This is a genomic window from Streptomyces sp. NPDC003691 (genome assembly GCF_053981115.1).
In genome coordinates this window covers 48,346-71,562 of sequence record NZ_JBSFNQ010000043.1, presented here as the reverse complement: position 1 = coordinate 71,562, position 23,217 = coordinate 48,346, and the positions used below count along the sequence as shown (strand labels likewise).

The 23,217-nt window shown below is 72.7% G+C and carries 21 protein-coding genes, 2 pseudogenes and 1 riboswitch; of the genes and pseudogenes, 8 read left to right on the top strand and 15 right to left on the bottom strand.

Features of this window, described 5'->3' with window-relative positions; all coding sequences use genetic code 11:
- Positions 1-161: 161 nt before the first annotated feature.
- Genes bioD through bioB form a run of 3 tightly spaced genes read right to left on the bottom strand, consistent with a single transcriptional unit; the run spans position 162 to position 3,530 of the window.
- On the bottom strand, positions 162-914 hold the full coding sequence (gene bioD, locus ACWDR0_RS20830; protein WP_456353194.1) for a dethiobiotin synthase: 753 nt from the start codon (positions 912-914) through the stop codon (positions 162-164).
- Entirely contained in the window at positions 911-2,209 is a 1,299-nt protein-coding gene (locus tag ACWDR0_RS20825; protein ID WP_456353193.1) for an adenosylmethionine--8-amino-7-oxononanoate transaminase, read from the bottom strand. Before ACWDR0_RS20825 ends, bioD begins: the two co-directional genes overlap by 4 nt.
- Complete coding sequence (bioB, locus tag ACWDR0_RS20820; RefSeq protein WP_456353192.1) at positions 2,202-3,530, bottom strand: biotin synthase BioB; 1,329 nt, start codon at positions 3,528-3,530, stop codon at positions 2,202-2,204. The genes ACWDR0_RS20825 and bioB overlap by 8 nt, the downstream gene beginning before the upstream one ends.
- Positions 3,531-3,756: 226 nt before the next feature.
- On the opposite strand from bioB, the gene ACWDR0_RS20815 reads away from it, so the two are divergent.
- Positions 3,757-4,920, top strand: coding sequence for an 8-amino-7-oxononanoate synthase (locus tag ACWDR0_RS20815; RefSeq protein WP_456353191.1), 1,164 nt, complete (start codon positions 3,757-3,759; stop codon positions 4,918-4,920).
- A gap of 522 nt (positions 4,921-5,442) precedes the next feature.
- Entirely contained in the window at positions 5,443-5,898 is a 456-nt protein-coding gene (locus ACWDR0_RS20810) for an ATP-binding protein (RefSeq protein ID WP_456353190.1), read from the top strand.
- 167 nt (positions 5,899-6,065) lie between these two features.
- On the opposite strand, the gene ACWDR0_RS20805 is transcribed toward ACWDR0_RS20810, so the two are convergent.
- The 3 genes from ACWDR0_RS20805 to ACWDR0_RS20795 form a co-directional block, all read right to left on the bottom strand.
- A complete protein-coding gene (locus ACWDR0_RS20805; RefSeq protein ID WP_456353189.1) occupies positions 6,066-6,545 on the bottom strand; it encodes a C40 family peptidase in 480 nt (159 codons plus the stop codon).
- Between the two features lie 3 nt (positions 6,546-6,548).
- Positions 6,549-6,709: riboswitch (cyclic di-AMP (ydaO/yuaA leader) on the bottom strand.
- A 348-nt stretch (positions 6,710-7,057) separates the two neighbouring features.
- Entirely contained in the window at positions 7,058-7,378 is a 321-nt protein-coding gene (locus ACWDR0_RS20800) for a hypothetical protein (protein WP_456353188.1), read from the bottom strand.
- On the bottom strand, positions 7,375-8,034 hold the full coding sequence (locus tag ACWDR0_RS20795; RefSeq protein WP_456353187.1) for an ATP-dependent Clp protease proteolytic subunit: 660 nt from the start codon (positions 8,032-8,034) through the stop codon (positions 7,375-7,377). Before ACWDR0_RS20795 ends, ACWDR0_RS20800 begins: the two co-directional genes overlap by 4 nt.
- A gap of 222 nt (positions 8,035-8,256) precedes the next feature.
- On the opposite strand from ACWDR0_RS20795, the gene ACWDR0_RS20790 reads away from it, so the two are divergent.
- From ACWDR0_RS20790 to ACWDR0_RS20780, 3 genes and pseudogenes are all read left to right on the top strand, one after another.
- On the top strand, positions 8,257-8,535 hold the full coding sequence (locus ACWDR0_RS20790) for a type II toxin-antitoxin system Phd/YefM family antitoxin (RefSeq protein ID WP_456353186.1): 279 nt from the start codon (positions 8,257-8,259) through the stop codon (positions 8,533-8,535).
- A gap of 235 nt (positions 8,536-8,770) precedes the next feature.
- Positions 8,771-10,309 (top strand): annotated as a pseudogene (locus ACWDR0_RS20785) (alpha/beta hydrolase).
- Positions 10,310-10,464: 155 nt separating this feature from the next.
- On the top strand, positions 10,465-10,863 hold the full coding sequence (locus ACWDR0_RS20780) for a cupin domain-containing protein (RefSeq protein ID WP_456353185.1): 399 nt from the start codon (positions 10,465-10,467) through the stop codon (positions 10,861-10,863).
- Positions 10,864-10,900: 37 nt separating this feature from the next.
- Here ACWDR0_RS20780 and ACWDR0_RS20775 read toward each other — a convergent pair whose 3' ends face one another.
- Both ACWDR0_RS20775 and ACWDR0_RS20770 read right to left on the bottom strand, forming a co-directional pair.
- Complete coding sequence (locus ACWDR0_RS20775) at positions 10,901-12,325, bottom strand: aminotransferase-like domain-containing protein (RefSeq protein WP_456353184.1); 1,425 nt, start codon at positions 12,323-12,325, stop codon at positions 10,901-10,903.
- Positions 12,326-12,444: 119 nt separating this feature from the next.
- On the bottom strand, positions 12,445-13,146 hold the full coding sequence (locus ACWDR0_RS20770) for a lysophospholipid acyltransferase family protein (RefSeq protein WP_456353183.1): 702 nt from the start codon (positions 13,144-13,146) through the stop codon (positions 12,445-12,447).
- 358 nt (positions 13,147-13,504) lie between these two features.
- On the opposite strand from ACWDR0_RS20770, the pseudogene ACWDR0_RS20765 reads away from it, so the two are divergent.
- A pseudogene (locus ACWDR0_RS20765) lies at positions 13,505-13,786 on the top strand (ATP-binding protein); the annotation flags it as partial.
- 419 nt (positions 13,787-14,205) lie between these two features.
- Here the strand turns inward: ACWDR0_RS20765 and ACWDR0_RS20760 are convergent.
- From ACWDR0_RS20760 to ACWDR0_RS20745, 4 genes are all read right to left on the bottom strand, one after another.
- Positions 14,206-15,327, bottom strand: coding sequence for a cytochrome c oxidase assembly protein (locus tag ACWDR0_RS20760; RefSeq protein ID WP_456353182.1), 1,122 nt, complete (start codon positions 15,325-15,327; stop codon positions 14,206-14,208).
- A gap of 139 nt (positions 15,328-15,466) precedes the next feature.
- A complete protein-coding gene (locus ACWDR0_RS20755; RefSeq protein WP_456353181.1) occupies positions 15,467-16,492 on the bottom strand; it encodes a 6-phosphofructokinase in 1,026 nt (341 codons plus the stop codon).
- A gap of 354 nt (positions 16,493-16,846) precedes the next feature.
- The gene (locus ACWDR0_RS20750; protein WP_456353180.1) at positions 16,847-17,575 is read right to left on the bottom strand and encodes a type 1 glutamine amidotransferase; all 729 of its coding nucleotides are present in this window, start codon (positions 17,573-17,575) and stop codon (positions 16,847-16,849) included.
- Between the two features lie 40 nt (positions 17,576-17,615).
- Positions 17,616-18,854, bottom strand: coding sequence for a MurT ligase domain-containing protein (locus ACWDR0_RS20745; RefSeq protein ID WP_456353179.1), 1,239 nt, complete (start codon positions 18,852-18,854; stop codon positions 17,616-17,618).
- Between the two features lie 114 nt (positions 18,855-18,968).
- On the opposite strand from ACWDR0_RS20745, the gene def reads away from it, so the two are divergent.
- The gene (gene def, locus ACWDR0_RS20740; RefSeq protein ID WP_456353178.1) at positions 18,969-19,505 is read left to right on the top strand and encodes a peptide deformylase; all 537 of its coding nucleotides are present in this window, start codon (positions 18,969-18,971) and stop codon (positions 19,503-19,505) included.
- Between the two features lie 37 nt (positions 19,506-19,542).
- Here def and ACWDR0_RS20735 read toward each other — a convergent pair whose 3' ends face one another.
- Positions 19,543-20,238, bottom strand: a complete 696-nt coding sequence (locus tag ACWDR0_RS20735) for a TetR family transcriptional regulator (protein WP_456353177.1) — start codon at positions 20,236-20,238, stop codon at positions 19,543-19,545.
- A gap of 165 nt (positions 20,239-20,403) precedes the next feature.
- Between ACWDR0_RS20735 and ACWDR0_RS20730 the strand changes: the two genes are divergently transcribed.
- Positions 20,404-21,636, top strand: coding sequence for an acyl-CoA dehydrogenase family protein (locus tag ACWDR0_RS20730; protein WP_456353176.1), 1,233 nt, complete (start codon positions 20,404-20,406; stop codon positions 21,634-21,636).
- A gap of 132 nt (positions 21,637-21,768) precedes the next feature.
- On the opposite strand, the gene ACWDR0_RS20725 is transcribed toward ACWDR0_RS20730, so the two are convergent.
- Positions 21,769-22,260, bottom strand: coding sequence for a glutathione peroxidase (locus ACWDR0_RS20725; RefSeq protein WP_456353175.1), 492 nt, complete (start codon positions 22,258-22,260; stop codon positions 21,769-21,771).
- Positions 22,261-22,316: 56 nt separating this feature from the next.
- On the bottom strand, positions 22,317-23,198 hold the full coding sequence (locus tag ACWDR0_RS20720) for an acyl-CoA thioesterase (protein WP_456353174.1): 882 nt from the start codon (positions 23,196-23,198) through the stop codon (positions 22,317-22,319).
- Positions 23,199-23,217 lie beyond the last annotated feature (19 nt).

The following is a 23,217-nucleotide window of genomic DNA, read 5'->3' as shown; positions in this document are numbered from 1 at the left end:
AGCCCACGCGGGGCCGACGACCCCCACAAGACGAAAGAACACAACTGCTACCCCCCCGCCCCGGGGCCCCCCCCCCAGAAGCCGCCCGCACCCCGCGGGCACGGCACACCCCAGGGCCCCGGGGGCGAGGAACCCCAGCGGGAGGCGCCCTGCGGCCCTCGTCACCCGACGGCCCCGGCCGTGAACGCCCCCGCGTCCCACCGCCCGCCCAGCTCCGGCGCCAGCCAGTCCGCCGCCTGCTCGCGGAAGACCTCGGGGGGCAGGCCGCCCGCCCCCTCGGGCACCGCGCCCAGCAGAGGGGCGCCCGTGACCGTCGGGAGGTCCGTCAGATTGCAGCGGGCGGCGAGATCCGGGGCGGCCGGCCAGCTGCCGACGACCAGCCCGAGCAGGCCGATGCCCCGCGCGCGCAGCACTTCGGCCGTGAGTGCCGCCCCGTTGAGGGTGCCGAGCCCGGCGGGTACGACGAGCAGCACCGGGGCGCCCAGGAGGGCTGCGGTGTCCGCGAGGGTGCCTCCGTCGTCGTCGAACCGGACCAGCAGTCCGCCCGCGCCTTCCACCAGGACGGGAGCGTGCTCCACGGCGGCCTTCGCCACCGCGTCCGCCGCGTCCCGGGGACGTACGGCCGGGGCCCCGGCCCGCCGTGCCGCCGTGGCCGGGGCCAGCGGCTCCGGAAAGCGCGCCAGCTCCACGCCGTGTACCGGCCCCGCCAGCCGCGCCACCTCGGCGATATCGCCCGGCTCCCCGGGGCCGACCCCGGTCTGGGCCGGCTTCACCACGGCGACGCTCCGGCCCCCGGCCCGGGCCAGTGCCGCGACCGCGGCCGTGACCACGGTCTTCCCGATCTCGGTGCCCGTCCCGGAGACGATCACCACATCCGGCGCCGTACCGCTCCCCATCCCCGTCCCCCGTCTCATGCCGCGAGCGCGGCCGCGCGGACCGCCCCGCAGAGCGTGCCCAGATCCTCGTCGCCCGTCACGAACGGCGGCATCACGTACACCAGATCCCGGAACGGCCGCAGCCAGACCCCCGCCCGGACGGCCGCGGCCGTGGCGGCGGCCATGTCCACGGGGCGGTCGAGCTGCACCACTCCGATCGCGCCCAGGACCCGGACCCCGGTGACCCCCGGCAGTTCGGCCAGGGGCAGGAGCCCCTCCCGTAGCCCGGTCTCGATGCGCTTGACCTGGTAGGCCCAGTCCTGCTCCAGCAGCAGTCCGACGGAGGCGTCCGCGACCGCGGCGGCCAGCGGATTGGCCATGAACGTCGGGCCGTGCGCCAGTACCGGGAACTCGCCGCGGGAGATGCCGTCGGCGACCTCCGGAGTGCACAGGGTCGCCGCCATCGAGAGATAGCCGCCGGTGAGCGCCTTGCCCAGGCACATCACATCGGGTGAGACGCCCGCGTGTTCGGCGGCGAACAGTGTCCCGGTACGGCCGAAGCCGGTGGCGATCTCGTCGAAGACCAGCAGTACGCCGTGCTCGTCGCAGGCTTCGCGCAGCACGCGCAGATAGGCGGGGGAGTGGAACCGCATCCCGCCCGCGTTCTGTACCACCGGCTCCACGACGACCGCGGCCGTCTCGTGCGCGTGGCGGGCCACGGTGTCCCGCAGATGGGCGGCGTACGTCTCGTCGTACGCGTCGAATCCGGGCGGCGGCGCGTCGGCGAAGATCTGCTCCGGCAGCGCACCCGACCAGAGCTGGTGCATCCCGCCGTCGGGATCGCACACCGACATCGGCTGCCAGGTGTCGCCGTGGTAGCCGCCGCGCCAGGTCAGCAGCCGCTGTTTGGCGGGGCGGCCGGCCGAGCGCCAGTACTGGAGGCACATTTTCACCGCGACCTCGACGGAGACCGAGCCCGAATCGCTGAAGAAGACGTGCCGCAGCGGTTCCGGGGTGATCTCCACCAGCCGGGCGGCGAGCCGTACGGCGGGCTCGTGGGTGAGCCCGCCGAACATCACATGGCTCATCCGGTCCAGCTGGCCGCGCGCGGCCTCGTTGAGGACCGGGTGGTTGTAGCCGTGCAGCGCCGACCACCAGGACGACATGCCGTCGATCAGCTCGTCCCGGCCGTGGACGGGTTCGGCGAGGCGCAGCCGCACCCCGGACGCCGAGGCGACGACCAGGGGATCGGTACGGCCCGGCATGGGCGCGTACGGATGCCAGACGTGCGCCCGGTCGAGCGCCAGCAGCTCCCGGACGGGCAGTTCAGGCATTGGGCGCCACCTCGGTACCCGCGCCCCGGCGGCGTACCGTCACCAGATCCGTGCGCGGTACGGCACCGGGGGCCGGCCGGTCCGTACCGGCGTCCGGGGGGCTCCCCGCGGCCGCACCGGCCGCCGCGGGTACGCCGCAGCCTGCACCGGCCCCTGCCCCTGCACCGGCCCCGGCTTCCGCGCCGTGGCCGCAGACCGCACCGCACGCGGAACCGCAGCCGGAGCCGCAGCCCGAGCCGGTGTCCCCGGCCGGGCCGCATCCGGAGCCCGCGGTCGCGCCCCCGGCCTGCTGCGAGCCGCAGCCCGAGCGCCCGTCGGACCGGTGCGCGGGCAGCGTCGTCGTACCGGCGCCCTCCACCTCGAAGCCCGCGTCCGCGATCATGTCCAGATCGGCCCGGCCGGCCTGTCCCTCACTGGTGAGGTAGTCGCCGAGGAAAATGGAGTTGGCCAGGTGCAGCGCCAGCGGCTGGAGGGTCCGCAGATGGACCTCGCGGCCGCCCGCGATCCGTACCTCCACGTCCGGGCAGACGAACCGCACCATCGCCAGGATCCGCAGACAGCGCTGCGGGGTGAGGTTCCACTCCTTCGCCAGGGGCGTGCCCTCGAAGGGGATCAGGAAGTTCACCGGGACCGAGTCGGGGTCCAGCTCGCGCAGCGCGAAGACGACGTCGACGAGGTCCTCGTCGGTCTCGCCCATTCCGGCGATCAGCCCGGAGCAGGCCGAGAGACCTGCCGTCTGCGCCTGCCGCACGGTGTCCACCCGGTCCGCGTAGGTGTGGGTGGTGGTGATCTCCCCGTACGTCGACTCCGAGGTGTTGAGGTTGTGGTTGTACGCGTCGGCGCCCGCTTCGCGCAGCCGGTCCGCCTGGCCCGCCGAGAGCAGACCGAGACAGGCGCAGACCTCGACGCCCTCGTTGCCCTCCTTGATGGCCTCGATGGTGCGCGACACCCGGTCCACGTCGCGGTCCGTCGGACCGCGCCCGCTCGCCACCAGACAGACCCGCTTGGCGCCGCCCGCGACCCCGGCGGCCGCGGCCTGCGACGCCTCCTCCGGCTTCAGCCAGGTGTACTTGAGGATGCCTGCGGTCGAGCCGAGCCGCTGCGAGCAGTACGAGCAGTCCTCGGGACAGAGCCCGGACTTGAGATTGACCAGATAGTTGAGTTTCACCCGGCGGCCGAACCACTGACGGCGCACCCGGCCCGCCGCGGCCACCACGTCGAGCACGTCGTCGTCGGAGGTCGCCAGTACCGCCAGCGCCTCGTCCCGGGTCGGCGGCTCGCGCCGCAGCCCCTTCTCCACCAGTCTGCCGAGAAGCTCCATGGCGCCGATCCTGGCCTAAGGAGCTGTCCGCGGGAAAGTCGGAATCTCACAACAGACCTTCGGCGAAGTGTGTGCATGACCACATGTGGAGCGGGAGCGCACCCGGTTAGCCTCTGTGCGCTGCCTACAAAAGCACCGGCGCGGGACAGAGCCGCCACCGGTCGCCGGCCACGCCGCCGTAGCAGCCTGAGCAGCCGGACGAGAAGAAGCGGGGGAGCACACCACCATGCCCGAGGACCCCTTCGGCTGGCTCGACGAGGAATCCGCGCGCCGGGAGCGCGCCGGGCTGACCCGGACGCTCCGGCCCCGCGCCGCCGGTTCCGCGCTGCTCGATCTCGCGGGCAACGACTATCTGGGGCTGAGCCGCCATCCCGGGGTCACCGCCGCGGCCGCGGCCGCCGCCCACCACTGGGGCGCGGGCTCCACCGGCTCCCGGCTGGTCACGGGGAGCACCGAGCTGCATGCCGACTTCGAGCGCGAACTGGCCGCCTACTGCGGCTTCGAGGCGGCGCTCGTGCTGGCGTCCGGATATGCGGCGAACCTGGCCGCCGTCACGGCGCTGAGCGGGCGCGGCGCGCTGATCGTCTCGGACGCGGCCAACCATGCGTCCATCGTCGACGGCTGCCGGCTGGCGCGGGCGGAGACCGAGATCGCCGCCCACGGCGAGCCGTCCGCCGTACGGAAGATCCTCGACGCCCGTCCCGGGCAGCGGGCGCTGGTCGTCACCGACTCGGTCTTCTCGGTCGACGGCGACGCGGCGCCTCTCGCCGAGCTGGCCCGGATCGCGGCCGGGCGGGGCGCCGGGCTTCTGGTGGACGACGCGCACGGCCTCGGCGTGCTCGGCGAGGGCGGTCGCGGCACCCCGTACGCCGCCGGGATCGCGGGCGCGCCGGGCGTGGTGGCCACGGTCACGCTCTCCAAATCGCTGGGCAGCCAGGGCGGTGCCGTGCTGGGCCCGGCCCGGGTCGTCCGCCATCTGGTGAACACCGCCCGGACGTTCATCTTCGACACCGGACTGGCCCCGGCGGCGGTCGGCGCGGCCCGGGAGTCCCTGCGGATCCTGGCGCGCGAGCCGGAGCGCGCGGCGCGGGTGCGGGCGGCCGCCAGAGCCCTGCACGGCGGACTGACGGCGGCGGGTCTGACGGCCGCCCGGCCGGACGCGGCCGTGGTGTCGGTACGGGCGCCCTCACCCGAGGCCGCCGTGGGCTGGGCGGCGGACTGCCGCTCGGCCGGGCTTCTGGTGGGCTGCTTCCGGCCGCCGTCCGTGCCCGACGGGATCTCCCGGCTGCGGCTGACGGCCCGTGCGGACCTGACGGACGAACAGCTCGCGGCGGCGGTGGCGACGGTCGTCCGCACGGCCCCGCCGGGCGCGTCCCACCCCGCCCCCTGACCGCCGCGGGGCGGTTCCGGCCCGGCCTGCTGCGGCCCGCTCCGGTCCGTTGGACTCCGGGCTGTGAGACTCCGGGCCGGAGCGGGACGTACGGGAACCGGCCGAGGACGGGTCCGGGTGGCGGGCCGCGCCCCGACGGCCCCGCCGCCCGCCCGCGCCGGATGTGCCCAGGGCCGGAACCGGCCGGGCACGGGGCCGCCGTCGGGCCGGGAACGCCCGGAGGCTCCGGCCCGCCGGAGGGAGACGGCAGAGGGCGCCGAGCCCGGCCGGAGCGCCTGCCCGGCCCGGCCGGAGGCCGGTCCCGTCCAGCCGGAGGGTAGACAAAGCGCCCCGGCATGGCTAAAAACGGTCTTGCGTTGCAGAGTTCACCGCTTCGGGCGACTGTTGTCCGCAGATCTTGGCGGATCGTGCCTGCGGCGGGAGGATGGGGAAGTCCGGCGCTCAGCGCGAGCCGTGGCCGTCCGCGCATGCCTCCGCTTCGACTCGGACAGCACGGCCGCGGGTGGAAAGGACGGCGTCGCCATGGCAGATCTCCTGGAGAGCTCGATCACCCTGCCGAGCGACCCGGCCTCGGTGTCGGTGGCGCGCAGACATGTGACGGGCGTACTCGCCGAGTGGGGGCTGCCCGAGGAGTCGGACGCCCTGGACACCGTCCGGCTGATCGTCTCGGAGCTGACCACCAACGCGGTCCAGCACACCTTCGGCCAGTCGCCCACCTTCACCGTGACCCTGCTGCTGGAGCGGGACGAGGAACTGCGGATCGGGGTGACGGACAGCCATCCGCGCTGGCCGCAGCGGCTGCCCGCGGCCGTCCGCCAGGACAACGGGCGGGGCATGGTCATCGTGCGCAGCCTCACCGCCCACAGCGGCGGCCGGCTGACGGTGACTCCGACGCCGGAGGGCGGCAAGACGGTCTGGAGCGCCCTGCCGTGGAACCCGTCCGCCGCCGCACCCCCGACTGGCCCCGGCCGACCCTGAGCGGCCGCTCCGGCAGGGGCCCGGAGGCAGGACCGGGGTTTCAGCCGCGGGGATCCGGGCCGGGTGCCCCCGCGGACCGTACCGCGGTGCCGGGGGCGGGTGACGGACGGCCGGGGGCCCGGGACGTCCGTCCCGGGCCCCCGGCACCGCCTCGGCTCTGCCGGCCGTCAGCGAACCCTGCCGTACGAGATGCTCTTGCTCCAGATCTTGTCCAGCTTCACCCAGGACCCCTTCTTGGGCGAGTGCCAGATCTTGCCCTTTCCGGCGTAGATGCCCACGTGGTAGACACCCCCGCCGCCGTGGAAGAACACCAGGTCGCCCGCCTTCCGCGACTTCGCGGAGATCTTGCGGGTCTTGTTGTACTGCTGCTGAGCGGTCCGCGGGAGCTTCTTGCCCGCCTTCTTGAACGAGTAGACCGTCAGTCCCGAGCAGTCGAACCGGGACGGGCCCGCCGCGCCGTACTTGTACGGAGCCCCCTTCTTGGACGCGGCGACCTTCAGAGCCTTCCCCGCGTGCGCCGTGGCAGCGGCCTGTGCCTCGGGCGTACCGCCCGGCACCAGCATCGTGGCGCCGAGTGCCGCGACGGTCAGAGCGGACACCGCGCCCGCCCGGCCGAGCAGGGACGGGACGTTTTTCTGCGCATTCATGCGCAACCCTTCGTCAGCCGCCTGTGAAGGATGACCTGTCGGGTTCGGGCGGACGAAGGTGCCCGGCCGCTGACGCGGCTTCACCCCGAGGAACCTCCGGATCGATCGCTCCGGCTGTTCCGTACTGCCTGGGTCCTCCACTCCTGCCGATGCACTTCTGTCGACCAGTAGTCCGGAACGGCGGCAGGACTCGGCGTCCGCCCGGACCGCCCCGCCGAGGTGACGGGGGCTTGTCGTCCCAGGGATCTTGACCCACCGACTGCCGGATTTCGAAGTCAAAACGGCGATATGTGAGTTTCAACACGAATGCGCCGTTCGTATGAACACGCCCTGGCTCGACGCCCGGAAAGGGCGGCCACAGGGCCCCGTACCAGCGCGGGAGTAGGACTTTCCGCTAGAGGGATCGTCGTTCCGTCGCAACTCGACGGTAGGTGTTACCGCGGGTTCGGCTCCACCGATTGAGGGAGGTGATATCCCACTCGAACGGCGGTTGACGAGTGGACGGCGAACCGTCAGCGCGGAGTGCCGGGTGGAATCGTGACCCGTAATGTCCGCCTTTCGCCGTCCAGGACGCGCAGTGCGTGGGCAAGCGTGGCGTTGTGCAGCTCGCTCTCCCCGCGCCGGTGCATCAGGGTCAGCGCGTCCCGGAGTTCGGCGGACCGGCTCACCAGGGCCTGGGCCGCGCGCAGCGCGCCGTAGGTGTGCTCGGAGCGGGTGGGGTTGATCCGGCCGACCAGATCGGCGACGGCGAGATAGGCGTCGATCAGCTCGGCCTCGGCGCGGGTCAGCGCGGGGAGCGGCGGCTGTTCGGGCCGCGGTGCCGCCGGCGTCACCGCGGGCCGCCGGCGGGCGCGCCCGCGGTTCCCCGGGCCTTGCGGCTGCCGATCACATGGTCCACGAGTCCGTACTCCCTGGCGCCCGCCGCGTCGAGAAACAGGTCCCGCTCCAGATCGGCCGCGACCCGGTCCCGCTCCCGGCCCGTGTACCCGGCCAGCAGATCCACCGTCAGTGCGCGCACCCGCAGCAGTTCCCGCGCCTCGATCTCCAGATCGGACGGCGTGCCCCGCACCGGTTCGTCCAGCGCGGGCTGGCGGAGCGCCACCCGGGCGCCCGGAAGGGCCATCCGCTTGCCCGGGGTCCCGGCCGCCAGCAGCAGTGCCGCGGCCGCCGCGACCTGTCCGAGGCAGGTGGTTTCCACCTCGCAGGTCACCGCCTGCATCGTGTCGTGAATCGCCAGCATCGCGCTCGGGGAGCCGCCGGGGGAGTTGAGGTAGAGGGCGATGTCCCGGTCGGGGTCGGCGTATTCGAGATACAGGAACTGGGCGATCACGTCATTGGCCGCGGTGTCGTCCACCGGGGTGCCGAGGAAGACGATCCGCTCCTCCAGCAGCTTGCTGTACGGGTCGAGGGTGCGGGTGCCCCGCGAGGTGCGCTCGGTGAACTGCGGCAGCACGTAGCGGGCGGCGGGGCGGGCGACGGGGCGGTTCATGACGTACCTCTCCTCGGGCCTGGGCGGGCGGCGGCCACCGGCCCGCATCCGTAAAAAATGTACAGGACGTACAGAGTGAAGATGGTGGCCGAGCGACTGGAAGGAGAGGTGAAGTGCCAGGTGGGGAGGGGGATTTCGCGCTGAGCGAGCGGAGTGGCGGCCGCGCGCCGGGACTGCGTCCGGGGCGTGTGGCCGCCGGGGGCGCCGATTAAGCTGAGGGGCATGGCCTACGAGATTCCCGTGACGCAAGCCCGCGCCGAGCTGGCCGAACTGATCAACCGCGTGGTGTACGGCGGCGAGCGCGTGGTCGTGACCCGGCACGGGAAGCCGCTCGTGGCGCTGGTCTCCGCCGCCGACCTCGAACGGCTGGAACGGATCGGCGAGGAGGAGGGCGAGCAGATGATCTCCGCCGTCTCCGCGCTCGGCGGGCCCGCGCCCCAGAGTGCCCCCGGGGCCGGCCGCTTCGGGCTCACGGCCGAACACCGCGCCCCCGGCTCCTGAACGACGCTTCCTGAACGGCGACTCCCGAACCCCGGCTCCCGGCGCCGGGCGCTCGCCCCGGAGGCTGTACCGCTCAGCGGTACCTCACTCACCGGTTATTGGTTCGGTAAAGAAACACCTGTGCGATCTGTTCGCGCTGCGCCCGAGACGAAAGGATCCTGCGGAGAACTCGACAGAAGGAAAGGGGGAGTTCTCCGTGAGACGCGCAGCAGCGCTCGGCTCGGCCGGCACTCTGATGGCGGGCACCCTGGTCGCAGGAGCGATAACCGCACCCGTCGCCAGCGCCGACAGCGGCCGCGGTGGTACGTCCGAGACGCGCGGTGTGCAGATCGCCGCCGACCGGGCCGCCGACAAGGGCATCGACTGGGCGGACTGTCCCACCGACTGGGGGCTTCCGAAGCCCATCCAGTGCGGCACGGTGACCGTACCGCTCGACTACAAGCGCCCGAACGGGCGTCAGATCACCCTCACCGTCGACCGTATCGGCCACACCGGCACCCCGGCCGAACGCCAGGGCGCCCTGATCTACAACCCCGGCGGCCCCGGCGGCTCCGGGCTGCGCTTCCCGGTCCGGGTCACCAGCAAGAACCCGCTCTGGGTGAACACCTCCAAGGCGTACGACTTTGTGGGCTTCGACCCGCGCGGCGTCGGGCGCTCCACCCCGATCTCCTGCGTCGACCCCCAGGAGTTCGTGAAGGCCCCCAAGGCCGACCCGGTGCCCGACAGCGAGGCCGACAAGCGGGCCCAGCGGAAGCTCGCGGCCGAGTACGCCGCCGGCTGCGCCGAGCGCAGCGGCTGGATGCTGCCGCATATGACCACCGCCAACACCGCGCGGGACCTCCATGTCATGCGGGCGGCCCTCGGTGAGAAGAAGCTGAACTTCCTCGGCGTCTCCTACGGCACCTATCTCGGCGCCGTCTACGCGGAGCTGTTCCCCGGCCATGTCCGCCGGATGGTCGTCGACAGCGTCGTCAACCCGTCCCGGAAGAAGATCTGGTACCAGGCCAACCTGGACCAGGACGTCGCCTTCGAGATGCGGTGGAACGACTGGAAGGAGTGGGTCGCGGCCAACCACGCGACCTACGGCATCGGCGACACCGCGGCGAAGGTCGAGGCGCAGTGGCAGAAGCTGCGCGCCACCGCGAAGAAGTAGCCGCTGGGCGGGGTCGTCGGCCCGGCCGAGCTGATCTCCTTCTTCCAGGGCGCGCCCTACTACGACTCCTCCTGGGCCCCCATCGCCCGGATCTGGAGCAAGTACGTCGCCGGTGACACCCAGGCGCTGGTCGACGCCGCCGCCCCGGATATGACGGACACCGCCGGCAACGCCCGCTCCGAGAACAGCAACGCGGTCTACACGGCCGTCGAGTGCGCGGACGCCAAGTGGCCGACCGACTGGCGCACCTGGGACCGGGACAACACCCGGCTCCACCGGGATTACCCGTTCCTGACCTGGTCCAACGCCTGGATGAACCTGCCCTGCGCCACCTGGTCGACCCGTCAGGGCCCGGCTGTCGAGGTCCGGCCGGGCAAGGAACTGCCCGGGGTCCTGATCGTCCAGGCCGAGCGGGACGCGGCCACCCCGGTCGGCGGCGCCTACGAGCTGCAGAAGCGGCTCAAGGGCTCCCGGCTGATCCTGGAGAAGAACGCCGGCTCGCACGGTGTCACCGGGATCGCCAACCCGTGCGTCAACCAGCGCGTCGACGCCTATCTCCTCAACGGGACGCTGGACAGCCGCAACGTGACCTGCGACCCGCACGCGGCACCCAAGCCGTAGCCCGGGCCCGGAACCCCGCCCGGGGTTCCGAACGGGTGAAGGGGCGGCCGGATCCTCCGGCCGCCCCTCTCTGCTGTGCGGCGGCGAACCGGTCCAGGGGATCCGCGCCCGACCGGTCCGGTCGGGCGTACCGGTGGCGGTCTAGCGTTCCGGGCATGCCCCTTCTCAACCATCTGATGCAGCTCACGCCACCGTTCATTCCCGAGGGCGCCGAGGTGATGACCATGACCGTCGAACTTCCGCCGGGCGATCCCGGTACCCCGCCGCACCGCCACTCCGGCCCGGTCTTCGGCTATCTCGTCGAAGGAGAGCTGGTGTTCGAACTCGAAGGCGAGCCGGAGCGCGTCGTCCGGGCCGGCGAGGCCTTCTGGGAGCCCGGCGGCGATGTCATCCACTACCAGGCGGGCAACAACCTCGCGGACGCGTGGACCCGCTTCGCCGTCGTCATGCTCGGCGTCCCGGGCGAGCCGATGCTGACACTCGTCGACCAGGCGGAACTCGACGACCGGCGGCACCTGCGGGCGCCGCGTTCCCCGACCGGCGGGAAGGCGTGACCGTGAACGTGTTCCGTACGACCGGGTCGCCCCCGCTTCAGTCCGCCGTCGTGGCGAGGAGTCCGGTGAGGGCGTCGAGGGCGCCGCGCCAGGCGTGCGGGGGCGGAGTGGCGTAGCCGAGGACAAGTGCGGCCGGGTGGTCGTCGGAGGGTTCGTGCCAGTATCCGGCGGTATGGAGGCCGTCCAGGATCAGTCCCGCGTACCGGCCCACAGCGACTGCCCGGTGTTCGGCTTCGGCGGACCCGACCGGGACGAGGGCGTGCAGTCCCGCCTCCACACCGGCCGGCGGGAGGGGGAGGCGCGCCGCGAGTTCGCGGCGGCGGCGCCGGTAGGCCAGGCGGGCCTGCCGGATATGCCGGTCGTAGTCGCCGCGTTCCAGGAGGTCGGCGAAGGCGAGCTGGTCGACGGCCGGGGGTTCCGCGCCGAGATCGCGGACCGCGCGGAGCACCGGGTCGCGCAGGGCGGCGGGCACGGCCAGCCAGCCCAGGCGCATGCCCGGGGCCAGGGCCTTGCTGGCGCTTCCCGCGAAGACGACATGGTCGGGGGCGTGCCCCTGCACGGCGCCGACGGGGCCCCGGTCGTAGCGGAACTCGCCGTGGTAGTCGTCCTCGATGAGGAAGACGCCGCGGCGGCGGGCCAGTCCGAGGAAGGCGGCACGGCGACGGGGCGCCAGGACCACGCCGTACGGGTGCTGGTGCGCGGGAGTCAGGAGTACGGCCCCCGCGTCGCCGGGGAGGCTCGCCGGATCGGCGCCCGCGTGGTCGACGCGCAGCGGCGCGAGGGCGAGGCCCGCCGCGCGCAGGAGGTCCCGGTGCCGGGCCAGCCCGGGGTCCTCGGTGGCGACGCGGCGGACTCCGATGCCGTGCAGGGCGCGTCCGAGAACGGCCAGGGAGTGGGAGAACCCCGAGGTGACGACGATCGCGTCGGCGTCGGCGCGTACGCCGCGGGTGCGGGCGGTGTACGCCGCGACGGCCGCCCGCAGTCTCGGCTGTCCGGCCGGGTCGCCATAGTCCCAGGCGTGGTCCGGGGCGGTGGTGAGCGCGCGGCGGAGAGCCGAGGCCCATACCGTTCTCGGGAAGGAGCCGAGGTCGGGCCGGCCGGGCCGCAGGTCGGTGGCCGGGCGCGGTGACGCCGGGCCGGCGGGCGCGGTCTCCGTGACGGCACCGGCGGCGGGGCTGTCCGGGGGCGGCGGCCCGGCGGGGTTGTCGGCGACCCGGGTACCGGCTCCGGCCGTGCCGGTCAGCCGGCCTTCGGCGATCAGTTGGGCGTAGGCCTCGACGACGGTGCCGCGGGACAGTCCGAGGTCCGCGGCCAGGCTGCGGCTGCCGGGGAGCCGGGTGCGGGGGGCCAGCCGTCCGGAGCGGACCGCCTCGCGGAGCGCCCGGGTGAGGGCCCGGCCCACACCCGGCCCGCGTGCCACGTCGAGGTGCAGGTCCAGCCCGGTTCCGCGTGATTCGGCCACGTTCCGACCCTATGCGGAGCCGGTTGGCGGGAGACCTGGAACCCGGTGTTCACCGGATTCCGCTTCGCCGCCGTCCTCATCCGGTCGTCGAGACGGTCCGGGCGAAAACCGCCTGCGGCCTATCGCCTGCCCGCCTTCTTCGCCGCCTCGGCCTCCGCCTTGACCTCGGCCGCGTACCGGTCGACGTACTCCTGGCCGGAGAGTTCGAGTACGGCGTACATGATCTCGTCGGTCACCGCGCGCAGGATCGCCTTCTCCTCCTCGAGACCGGCGTACCGGGAGAAGTCCAGCGGCTTGCCGAAACGGACCGTGACCCGCTTGATTCTCGGCAGCACCTGGCCGGGCGGCTGGATTTCGAAGGTGCCGACCATCGCGCAGGGGATCACCGGCACCTCGGCGCGCAGCGCCATCACCGCGACACCGACCTTGCCCTTGTAGAGGCGGCCGTCGTGGGAGCGGGTGCCCTCCGGATAGATGCCGAGCAGTTCGCCCTTGCTCAGGACGCCGAGTCCCTCACGGATCGCGGCCTGCCCGGCGTCCTTGCCGGAGCGGTCCACCGGGATCTGGCCGGCGCTGCGGAAGAAGAAGGCGGTCAGTCTGCCCTTGAGGCCGGGGCCGGTGAAGTACTCCGCCTTCGCCAGGAACGTGATCCGCCGTTTGAGGATGGCGGGCATCAGGAAATGGTCCGAGAACGACAGGTGGTTGCCCGCGACGATCGCCGCGCCCTCCTCCGGAATGTGCTCCAGCCCTTCGATCCGGGGCCGGAACAGCAACCGCAGCAGCGGCCCCAGAAGAACGTATTTGAGCACGTTGTAGAACACGTCGGGGTGCTCCTTCAGCAGAGGGCCGGTCAGTACGGGATCCGGGCTGAGCGCCCCTGGTCACACGGAATTCTCGAACCCGGTCATTTTATGCGTCCGGTGGTGGCCCGGTCACCGGCGCGGACGCCCCGGACCGCACTGCCGGCGCCCCGGGCGCGGGCACCGGTGGCCCCGCTCCGTACCGGCGCGCCGCGGTTCCGGTACGGACACTCCCCTCCGTACCGCCGCCGTGTCCGCTGTTGCGGGCCCGGGCTCCCGGGGTCACCCTGGACCGTGACCCGGAAGCGCCGGTCGGGCACTCTCCGTCACTCTCGGGGTTCCGACGGCCGGGAGGCTCCGGACCGGCGCGGTGAGGAGCATGGTCATGCACGGTCACGGTCAGCCGGAATGCCGTTACCGCATGGAGGTGCGGGCGACCCGGGAGCGGATCCCGCAGATCCGGCGGATCCTCGCGGCCCATCTGCGGCACTGGGACCTCGAATCCCATATCGGCCCGGTCTGCCGGGCCGTGGCCGAGCTGATAGCCAATGTCGTCCAGCACGTTCCCGGCGATCCGACCTGCGTGGTCGAGCTGCGCTGGTGCGGGCGGCGACTGAGCGCGTCCGTCGCCGACCGCGACCCCCGGATGCCCCGGCTGACCAGCTCCAGCCCGGCCCGCGGCGGCCTCGCCACCGTCGGCAGGCTCAGCGACAGCTGGGGCACCTGCGGTACGGACGACGGCAAGGTCATCTGGTTCACCCGTACCGTGGACCGCCGCGGGCGGGCCCGCCGGGACGACGACCCCCGGGCCACTCTGCCGCCCGTGGGGGCCGCACGCAGGCTGCCGGAGGGTGCGTCCGGTCAGTTCCGGGCGGCGATCATTCCCACGGTCAGCAGCCCCAGCACCACCCAGCCGAACCAGAGCCAGCCGTTGCTGCCGAGCGCCACCGTATAAGCGGTCACCGCCACCAGTGCTGCGACGGTGATGACACCCATCGTTCTCGTGGATCCGGGCATGAGCGCCCTCCTCGGACGACGAACGCGGCCACCGCCATCGTCACCCGGGAGGGGGGCCGGGCGCTACCGGCCGGCCGCGGCAGGTCCGGTTCCGGAGGCTTCGGCCGTACCCGCGCCCGTACCCGTACCGGCACCTGTGCTCGCCGCGGCGCCCGCCGCGGTCGGTGCGGCCTCGCCCTCGCCGGCCGGGGCCTTCCGGCCCGCCCCGGCGCCCGCGCCCGACGCGGCCGCGCTGCCGCCGCCGCGTCCGTGCAGCCGGGCCAGATAGGCGTTGTACGCCGCCAGCTCCTTGTCGCCGTCCCGGTCCGCGGCCCGGTCCTTGCGGCGGGCCTGCCGCTGGTCCGAGCGGTACCACTGGAAGACCAGCGCGATCAGCACCAGCACCGAGGGGATCTCGCTGAACGCCCAGGCGATACCGCCGGCCGCGTGCTGGTCGGAGAGGGCGTCGATACCGAGCGACGCCGGAGGGCTGTCGTACGTCCCCACCATCGGCGTGCTGGCCATCATCAGCGCGATACCGAAGAAGGCGTGGAACGGCATGCCCGCGAACAGTTCCAGCATCCGCATCACATAGCCCGGCCGGTGCGGACCCGGGTCCACGCCCATGATCGGCCAGAAGAAGACCAGGCCGACCGCGAGGAAGTGGATCATCATCGCGATATGGCCCGGCTGCGAGCTCATCAGATAGTCGAAGAGCGGGGTGAAGTAGAGCCCGTAGAGGCTCGCGATGAACAGCGGGATCGTGAAGGCGGGGTGCGTGATGATCCGCATGTACCGGCTGTGCAGCAGCATCAGCAGCAGCTCCCGGGGGCCCTTCCGGCCCCGGCCCGCCACCGGCAGCGCCCGCAGGGCCAGCGTCACGGGAGCGCCGAGCAGCAGCAGGATCGGCGAGACCATGCTGATGATCATGTGCTGGACCATATGCACGCTGAACATGACCATGCCGTAGTCGTTCAGCTTGGTGCACATCGCCAGCAGCACGGTCAGCACACCGACGACGAAGAAGACCGTACGGCCCACGGGCCAGGAGTCGCCCCGCCGGACCAGCCGGGTCACTCCCCAGCCGTAGAGCGCGAGCGCCACCAGCGAGCCGATCAGGAAGAACGGGTCGGGGGAGAGTTCCAGCCCCCGCTCCAGCGTGAACGGCGGCAGGTCCATCGACGTGCCGTGTTCGCTGTGATCCATCCGACGGCTCCTGATTCTGCTGGTCGTGCTGTGCCGAACCAGAGTAGAACCGCCCCCGGCCGAGGTTTCGGCCGGGGGCGGTTCACCGTACGAAAACGCGCGGAATCGCGTGAATCGCGGGGAATCGAGCGGGAACGGACTAGAGCACGCACTCCGCCTCGTCGTAGCGGGCGTCCGGGACGGTCTTGAGCGTCTCCACGGCCCGGCCCAGCGGTACCAGCGTGATGTCCGTGCCGCGCAGCGCCGTCATCATGCCGAACTCGCCCCGGTGCGCCGCCTCCACCGCGTGCCAGCCGAACCGGGTCGCCAGGACCCGGTCGTACGCGGTCGGCGTACCGCCGCGCTGCACATGGCCGAGGATCACCGGACGCGCCTCCTTGCCCAGGCGCAGTTCCAGCTCGTTGGAGAGCTGCCGGGCGACTCCGGCGAACCGCTCGTGGCCGTAGACGTCCTTGCCGCCCTCGTCCCAGGCCATGGTGCCCTCACGGGGCTTCGCGCCCTCCGCGACCACGACGATCGCGAACCGCTTGCCCGCCTCGAACCGGGCGCCGACCCGCTTGGTCAGCTCCTCGATGTCGAACGGCCGCTCCGGGACGACGATCGCATGGGCACCCGCGGCCATTCCGGAGTGCAGGGCGATCCAGCCGGTGTGGCGGCCCATGACCTCGACGATCAGTACCCGCTGATGGGATTCGGCGGTGGTCTTGAGCCGGTCCAAGGCCTCGGTCGCCACGCCGACGGCGGTGTCGAAACCGAAGGTCACATCGGTCGCGGCGATGTCGTTGTCGATGGTCTTCGGGACGCCGACGATCGGCAGCCCGCCCTCGGAGAGCAGATGGGCGGCCTTGAGGGTGCCCTCGCCGCCGATCGGGATCACCGCGTCGAGCCCCAGGTCGGCGCAGTGGCCCTTGGCCCGCTCGACGCCGTCCCGCAGATGCTCCGGCCGGACCCGGGAGGAGCCCAGGATGGTGCCGCCGCGGGCGAGGATGCCGCCCACCGCGTCCAGGTCGAGCTTGCGGTAATCGCATTCCAGCAGGCCCTTCCAGCCGTCGTGGAAGCCGATGACCTCGTCGCCGTGGTCGACGACCGCGCGGTGCACGACGGACCGGATGACGGCGTTCAGACCGGGGCAGTCGCCTCCGGAAGTGAGCACACCAATGCGCATTGCCCGAATTACCTTTGCAACGTGGGCCGACTCCCGGACCACGTCGTCCGGCTGGATCTCTCTCACCCTACCGGCGCGCGGGGGCGCGGGCCGAATGGGGCGTCCGCCTGCTGGGACGCCGGTGCCCGCGGCGGGGTGCGGAGCGGGGCCGCCGCACCCGGTCCGTGACCTACCCGGACCGGGCCCGCGCCCGCCCCGGCCTTCCCCGCCGGGCCCGGAAGAACGTTCCGCCGGGCTCCGGGCACAAGGCCCGGAGCCCGGCGGCTACGGTGTCGCGACCGGCGACCGGCGCCAGTGAATCGGTGACCGGTTCCGGCACCCTGCTCCGGCCCGGTCCGCAGGGTGCGGGTGCGGTCAGGCGGGCTGGGTGGCCGTGGTGATCCGCTCGTTGCGCAGCGCCTCGTACCAGCGGTCGTCCACCGGCGGCAGCGCGTTCACGTCCAGCGCCAGCTTCAGCAGCAGATCGGCGATCTGCGGATTGCGCGCCATCACCGGGCCGTGCATGTACGTACCGAACACGGTGTCGTTGTACGCGCCCTCCGTACCGTCGCCGGTGCCGTTGCCACGGCCCAGTACGGTCCGGGCGAACGGCCGCGCGGTCGGGCCGAGGTGGGTGATGCCCTGGTGGTTCTCGAATCCCGTGAGCTGCGGCAGCCCGAGCCGGGGGTCGATGTCCGCGAGGACGTCGCCCACGCAGCGATCGCCCTCGCCACGGGTCGAGATCACATCGATCAGCCCGAGGCCCGGCTCCCGCTGGCCGAGGTCGTTGATGAACTCGTGCCCGAGGATCTGGTAGCCCGCGCAGACCGAGAAGATGATCGCGCCGTTCTCGGCGGCCCGGTTCAGCCCGCCGTCGCGGCGCAGCCGCTCGGCGGCCAGCCGCTGCGGGCGGTCCTCGCCGCCGCCGATCAGATAGATGTCGCCGGACGTGGGGATCGGCTGGTCGCTGCGGACGTCGACCCGCTGGACGTCGAGGCCGCGCTGCCGGGCCCGCCGCTCCACGACCAGGGCGTTGCCCTGGTCGCCGTAGGTGGACAGCAGGTCGGGGTAGACCCAGACCAGACGCAGGCTGTTGTCGGCCATGCTGGATGTAGCCTTTCTCGGTTCTCCGGAGGTCCTGCGGTCAGTTGCCCACGCGGCGGCGGACGTCCTGGAACGCGGTGTAGTTCGCGATCAGCTCGATCCGGCCGGGCGGCGCCATGGCGACGGCGTCGTCGACGGTGTCGCAGACCCGGAAGTCCAGGCCCGCGACCTCCAGCCGGACGGCCAGGTCCAGCCGGCGGTCGCCGATCACCATGATCGGATGCCCGGCGAGCCGGGTGTAGTCGACGTCCCACAGCCAGGACGTGTCCGTACCGTCGGCGCCGCGCGCGTTCACCGAGAGGATCACCGGGGTCGGCGGCGGGTCGATCAGCGAGAAGGTCTCCAGCCATCCGGCGGGGTTCTTCGCCAGCAGCAGCCGCAGCTCACGGTTCTGGAAGTTCACCACGTCGTAACGGCCGGCCACCGCCTGGACCTGATACATCCGTTCCAGGGCCACCTGCGGGGGCACCCCGAAGCAGGCCGCGACGGCCGCCGAGGTCGCCGCGTTCGCCTTGTTGGCGCGGCCCGGCAGCTGGAGGTGGATCGGCCAGGCCGAACCGTGCGGGTCGAGTACGTGGTCGCCGTGGAGCACCCAGCTCGGCGCGGGACGCCGGAAGCCGCATTCGCCGCAGAACCAGTCGTCGCCCGGGCGCTGCATCACACCGCCGCAGGCGGGGCACGACCAGGCGTCGTCCTTCCACTCCTGTCCGGCGGCCACCCACACCACATGAGGCGAGGAGGACGCGGCCCACACCACCAGCGGATCGTCCGCGTTGGCGATGACGACGGCCTTGGTGCCCGCGAGGCCCTCGCGCCACTTCTCCGCCAGCATCCGGGTCTCGGCGGCCCGGTCCAGCTGGTCCCGGGAGAGGTTGAGCAGGGCGATGGCCTTCGGCGTCACATCGCGTGCCACACCCGCCAGATACTTCTCGTCCACCTCGATGACGCCGAACTTGGCGTCCGAGCCGCCCGCGAGTGCGGAGGTGATGCCCGCGGGCATGTTCGCGCCCAGCGCGTTGGAGACCACCGGCCCGGCGGCCCGCAGGGCCTCCGCGATCAGCCGGGTGGTCGTCGTCTTGCCGTTCGTGGCCGACACGAGGACGACGTCCAGGTGCTGCGCCAGCCGCCCCAGCAGATCGGGGTCGAGTTTGAGCGCGACCCGGCCGCCGATCACCGAACCGCTGCCGCGTCCGGCCGCGCGCGACACCGCTGCCGCGGCCTTGCCGGCCGTCACGGCGATCTTGGCGCGGGGCGTCAGTGGCTCCGATGTGCCTGCCATGGTCCTTGATCCTCCTTGCATCGGTCGACCCCAGCCTATCCAGGTCCGGACCGGCAGCCCTACCGCGGCACCGCGCCACGCGGACCGGGGCGGCCGGAACGTACCCTTGCGCCCATGCGAAACCGGCCGATCCCCGGCAGTTCCGGACGCGTACGGCCAGTGAGCCTGTTCCGCGATCCCGTACTGCACGCCCCCTGCGAGACCGTCACCGACTTCGGACCGGAGCTGCACCGGCTCGTCGAGGACCTGTTCGCGACGATGTACGCGGCCCGCGGTGTGGGCCTGGCGGCCAATCAGGTGGGCGTGGGGCTCCGGGTGTTCGTCTACGACTGCCCGGACGACGAGGACGTCCGCCACCTCGGGCATCTGGTCAATCCCCGCCTGGTCGAGGCCGACGGGCTGGAGCTGCGCGGGCCCGAGGGCTGTCTCTCGCTGCCCGGTCTGGAAGCGGGTACGCCGCGGTACGACCGGGCGGTCGTCGAGGGCTTCACGGTCGCCGGAGTGCCGGTGCGGGTCGAGGGCACCGGGTTCTTCGCCCGCTGCCTCCAGCACGAGACGGACCATCTCGACGGGGTGGTGTACGCGGACCGGCTCACCGGTCTGCGCCGTACCAGGCTGCTGCGCGCGGTCGCGCGGGCTCCCTGGGCGTAGGCCCCCGTACGCCGTCCGACCGGGTGCGGCGGGCCGCTCAGAAGCCGGGGCTGCCGTCCCGGTCGGCGACCGAGGAGAGCCGTCCCCACAGCAGGTCGGTGAGGTCGGCGACCAGCTCGGCCCGGGAGCACGGACGCTCGCCGAGCCACCAGTCGCCGGCCGCGTGCATCATGCCGACGATGCCGTGGCCCCAGACCCGGGCCCGCCGGGCCCCGTCCGGCCCGAGGTCCACCCGCTCCCCGATGACCTGGGCCAGTTCTTCACCGAGGCGGCGCAGCAGGGGCGCGGAGTGCCGGCCGACGTCGAAGCCGGACTCCGGCCGGGGCTCCGGGTCGGCGGTACCCGGGGCAGTGCCCGCGGCCGGCGCTGCCGCGGGGACCTCCGCCGGGTGCATCAGGAAGCGGTACACCTGGGGGCGTGCCTCGATGGCGGCGAGATAGGTGTCGAGAGTGGCCGCCACCCGCCGCCGCCGGTCGGCGGGAGCGTCGAGAGCGGCGCGCAGCGAGTCCAGCAGGGCGTCGGTGTGCCGTTTGGCCAGCGCCCGGTAGAGGCCGCCCTTGTCGCCGAAGTGCCGGTAGAGGATCGGCTTGGTGATGCCGGCCTCGGCGGCGATGGCGTTCATGGACGCGCCGGGGCCGTCCCGCAGCACCACGCGGTCCGCCGCCTCCAGCAGTTCGCGGCGGCGCTGCTGGGCCGACCGGTCCTGGTCGGCCGGCTGCCGTGTGGTCTCCATAGGTCGTTCTCCCCGCCCGTGCGATATGCCTGACGCCTGCGCAAACTAACACCCTCCGCTGTGCGGCCGGCCGGGCACCGGATCTGTTGACAGGCTCTACCACCCGGTAACAGACTCTCGTTACCGCGAGTAACTCGCGCTGGTGACGGCTGCGCTGGAGGCGATATGGCGACGTTCGGGTTCGAGCTGAACGACGAGCAGAAGCAGGTGCGGGACTGGCTGCACGGCTTCGCCGCGGATGTGATGCGCCCGGCCGCCGCCGAGTGGGACGAACGCGAGGAGACGCCCTGGCCCGTCATCCAGGAGGCCGCCAAGATCGGCATCTACTCCCTGGACTTCTACGCCCAGCAGTACTTCGACCCCACCGGCCTCGGTATCCCGGTCGCCATGGAGGAACTGTTCTGGGGCGACGCCGGGATCGCCCTCTCCATCGTCGGCACCGGGCTCGCCGCCGTCGGTGTCCTCGCCAACGGCACCGACGAACAGGTCGGCACCTGGATCCCCCAGATGTACGGGGACCCGGACGAGGTGCGGGTCGCGGCCTTCTGCTCCTCCGAACCCGACGCCGGATCCGATGTCGGCGCCATGCGGACCCGCGCGGTGTACGACGAGGCCAGGGACGAATGGGTGCTGGACGGCACCAAGACCTGGGCCACCAACGGCGGCATCGCCCATGTCCATGTGGTCGTGGCCGTCGTCGACCCGGAGCTGGGCACCCGGGGGCACGCCTCGTTCATCGTCCCGCCGGGCACCCCGGGCCTCAGCCAGGGCCAGAAGTTCCGGAAGCACGGCATCCGGGCCTCGCACACCGCCGAGGTCGTCCTCGACGGTGTCCGGATCCCCGGCGACTGCCTCCTCGGCGGCAAGGAGAAGCTCGACGAGCGGCTCGCCAGGGCCCGGGAACGGAAGCGCGGCGGAACCGCCGGGGAGCGGGGCGGCAACGCCGCCATGGCGACCTTCGAGGCGTCCCGCCCCGCCGTCGGGGCGATGGCGGTCGGCACCGCCCGCGCCGCGTACGAAGTCGCCCTCGACTACGCCCGTACCCGCACCCAGTTCGGACGGCCCGTCATCGACAACCAGGGCGTCGCCTTCCAGCTCGCCGATATGCGCACCCGGATCGACGCGGCCCGGCTGCTGGTCTGGCGGGCCTCCTGGATGGCGGCCGCGGGCCGGCCCTTCGAGGCCGCCGAGGGGTCGATGTCCAAACTCTTCGCCAGCGAGGTCGCCAAGGACGTCACCGCCCGGGCCGTACAGATACTCGGCGGCAACGGATTCACCCGCGAGTACCCGGTGGAGCGGATGCACCGGGACGCCGCGATCTACACCATCTTCGAGGGGACCAGCGAAATCCAGCGGCTGGTGATCGCCCGGACCCTCTCCGGCGTCCCGATCCGCTGACGGCCTTGCGCCGCGGGTCTCTCACGGGCACCTCCGGCGGGTCCGCGCCGGACCCCTCGGTGCTCGCCGGCCCGCGCCCGCGCCGAACGGCCGTGCCCCGGACTCCGGGGCACGGCCCTCCCCGCGCCGCCGTCAGGCGGGCAGCAGCTTCCCGATCGCCGCGACCAGCTCCGGCGCGTCCGGCTCGGTACGGGGCCGGAACCGGCCCGCGACCGTACCGTCCGGGCCGATCAGGAACTTCTCGAAGTTCCACTGCACATCCCCGGCCGCGCCCTCCGCGTCGGCGGTCCGGGTCAGCTCCGTGTACAGGGGGTGCCGCCCGTCGCCGTTGACGTCGGCCTTCGCCAGCATCGGGAAGGTCACCCCGTACGTCGCCGAGCAGAACGTGCCGATCTCCTCGGCGCTGCCCGGCTCCTGCCCGCCGAACTGGTTGCACGGCACGCCGACCACGGTGAAACCGCGCTCCCCGTACTCCTTCTGGAGCCGTTCGAGGCCGGTGTACTGCGGAGTCAGCCCGCAGCGCGAGGCAACGTTCACCACCAGCACCACCGAGCCCCGGTAGGCGTCCAGGGAGGTGTCCTCCCCGGTCAGGGACCGCAGGGGAATGTCGTACAGCGTCGTCATCTCACAACTCCTCGTCTCGGTACAGCACGGCACGGCCTCCGGTCCGGGGCGTGCCCTCAGGAAGCGTCCAGCGGGCGGAACAGACCCTCCTGCACCACGGACACCAGCAGTTCGCCCGCCCGGTTGTAGATCCGGCCCCGCGCCAGCCCCCGGCCGCCGGTGGAGATCGGGGACTCCTGGTCGTACAGGAACCACTCGTCCGCCCGGAACGGCCGGTGGAACCACATCGCGTGGTCCAGCGACGCCATGTCGTACCCCCGCCGCCCCCAGAGCGGCTCAACGGGGATCCGGACCGCGTCCAGCAGGGTCATATCGCTGGCGTACGTCAGGGCGCAGGTGTGCACCAGCGGATCGTCGCCCAGCGGGCCCATCGCCCGCATCCAGACCGCGCTGCGGGGGTCGGACTCCTTCTCCTTGACCTCCGCCGGCGTCCACCGCAGCTTCTCCGTGTAGCGGATGTCGAACGGCTGGCGGCGGGCCATCCGCTCCAGTGCCTCCGGCAGCGCGCCCAGATGCTCCCGGATCTCGTCCGCCACCTTCGGCAGCGTCTCCGGATCCGGGAAATCGGCCCGCGGCGGCAGCTGGTGCTCGATGCCGCCGGGCTCCGGGAGGTGGAAGGAGGCCGTCAGATTGAAGATCGTCCGCCCCTCCTGCACCGCCGTCACCCGGCGTGTGGTGAAGGAGCGGCCGTCCCTGACCCGCTCCACCTGGTAGACGATCGGCACCCCGGGCCGGCCCGGGCGCAGGAAATAGGCGTGCAGCGAGTGCACCGGGCGCTCGCCGTCCGTGGTGCGGCCCGCCGCCACCAGGGCCTGCCCCGCGACCTGGCCGCCGAAGACCCGCTGCAGCGACTCGTCGGGGCTGAGCCCGCGGAAGATGTTCACTTCGATCCGCTCCAGGTCGAGCAGATCGACCAGGCGCTCCACCGGATTCGTCATCGCACTTCCCTCGATCGCC

Coding starts and splice junctions, on each gene's coding strand:
- bioD (WP_456353194.1), bottom strand. CDS start 914: ATGAGACGGGGGACGGGGATGGGGAGCGGTACGGCGCCGGATGTGGTG.
- ACWDR0_RS20825 (WP_456353193.1), bottom strand. CDS start 2,209: ATGCCTGAACTGCCCGTCCGGGAGCTGCTGGCGCTCGACCGGGCGCAC.
- bioB (WP_456353192.1), bottom strand. CDS start 3,530: ATGGAGCTTCTCGGCAGACTGGTGGAGAAGGGGCTGCGGCGCGAGCCG.
- ACWDR0_RS20815 (WP_456353191.1), top strand. CDS start 3,757: ATGCCCGAGGACCCCTTCGGCTGGCTCGACGAGGAATCCGCGCGCCGG.
- ACWDR0_RS20810 (WP_456353190.1), top strand. CDS start 5,443: ATGGCAGATCTCCTGGAGAGCTCGATCACCCTGCCGAGCGACCCGGCC.
- ACWDR0_RS20805 (WP_456353189.1), bottom strand. CDS start 6,545: ATGAATGCGCAGAAAAACGTCCCGTCCCTGCTCGGCCGGGCGGGCGCG.
- ACWDR0_RS20795 (WP_456353187.1), bottom strand. CDS start 8,034: ATGAACCGCCCCGTCGCCCGCCCCGCCGCCCGCTACGTGCTGCCGCAG.
- ACWDR0_RS20790 (WP_456353186.1), top strand. CDS start 8,257: ATGGCCTACGAGATTCCCGTGACGCAAGCCCGCGCCGAGCTGGCCGAA.
- ACWDR0_RS20780 (WP_456353185.1), top strand. CDS start 10,465: ATGCCCCTTCTCAACCATCTGATGCAGCTCACGCCACCGTTCATTCCC.
- ACWDR0_RS20760 (WP_456353182.1), bottom strand. CDS start 15,327: ATGGATCACAGCGAACACGGCACGTCGATGGACCTGCCGCCGTTCACG.
- ACWDR0_RS20755 (WP_456353181.1), bottom strand. CDS start 16,492: ATGCGCATTGGTGTGCTCACTTCCGGAGGCGACTGCCCCGGTCTGAAC.
- ACWDR0_RS20750 (WP_456353180.1), bottom strand. CDS start 17,575: ATGGCCGACAACAGCCTGCGTCTGGTCTGGGTCTACCCCGACCTGCTG.
- ACWDR0_RS20745 (WP_456353179.1), bottom strand. CDS start 18,854: ATGGCAGGCACATCGGAGCCACTGACGCCCCGCGCCAAGATCGCCGTG.
- def (WP_456353178.1), top strand. CDS start 18,969: ATGCGAAACCGGCCGATCCCCGGCAGTTCCGGACGCGTACGGCCAGTG.
- ACWDR0_RS20735 (WP_456353177.1), bottom strand. CDS start 20,238: ATGGAGACCACACGGCAGCCGGCCGACCAGGACCGGTCGGCCCAGCAG.
- ACWDR0_RS20730 (WP_456353176.1), top strand. CDS start 20,404: ATGGCGACGTTCGGGTTCGAGCTGAACGACGAGCAGAAGCAGGTGCGG.
- ACWDR0_RS20725 (WP_456353175.1), bottom strand. CDS start 22,260: ATGACGACGCTGTACGACATTCCCCTGCGGTCCCTGACCGGGGAGGAC.
- ACWDR0_RS20720 (WP_456353174.1), bottom strand. CDS start 23,198: ATGACGAATCCGGTGGAGCGCCTGGTCGATCTGCTCGACCTGGAGCGG.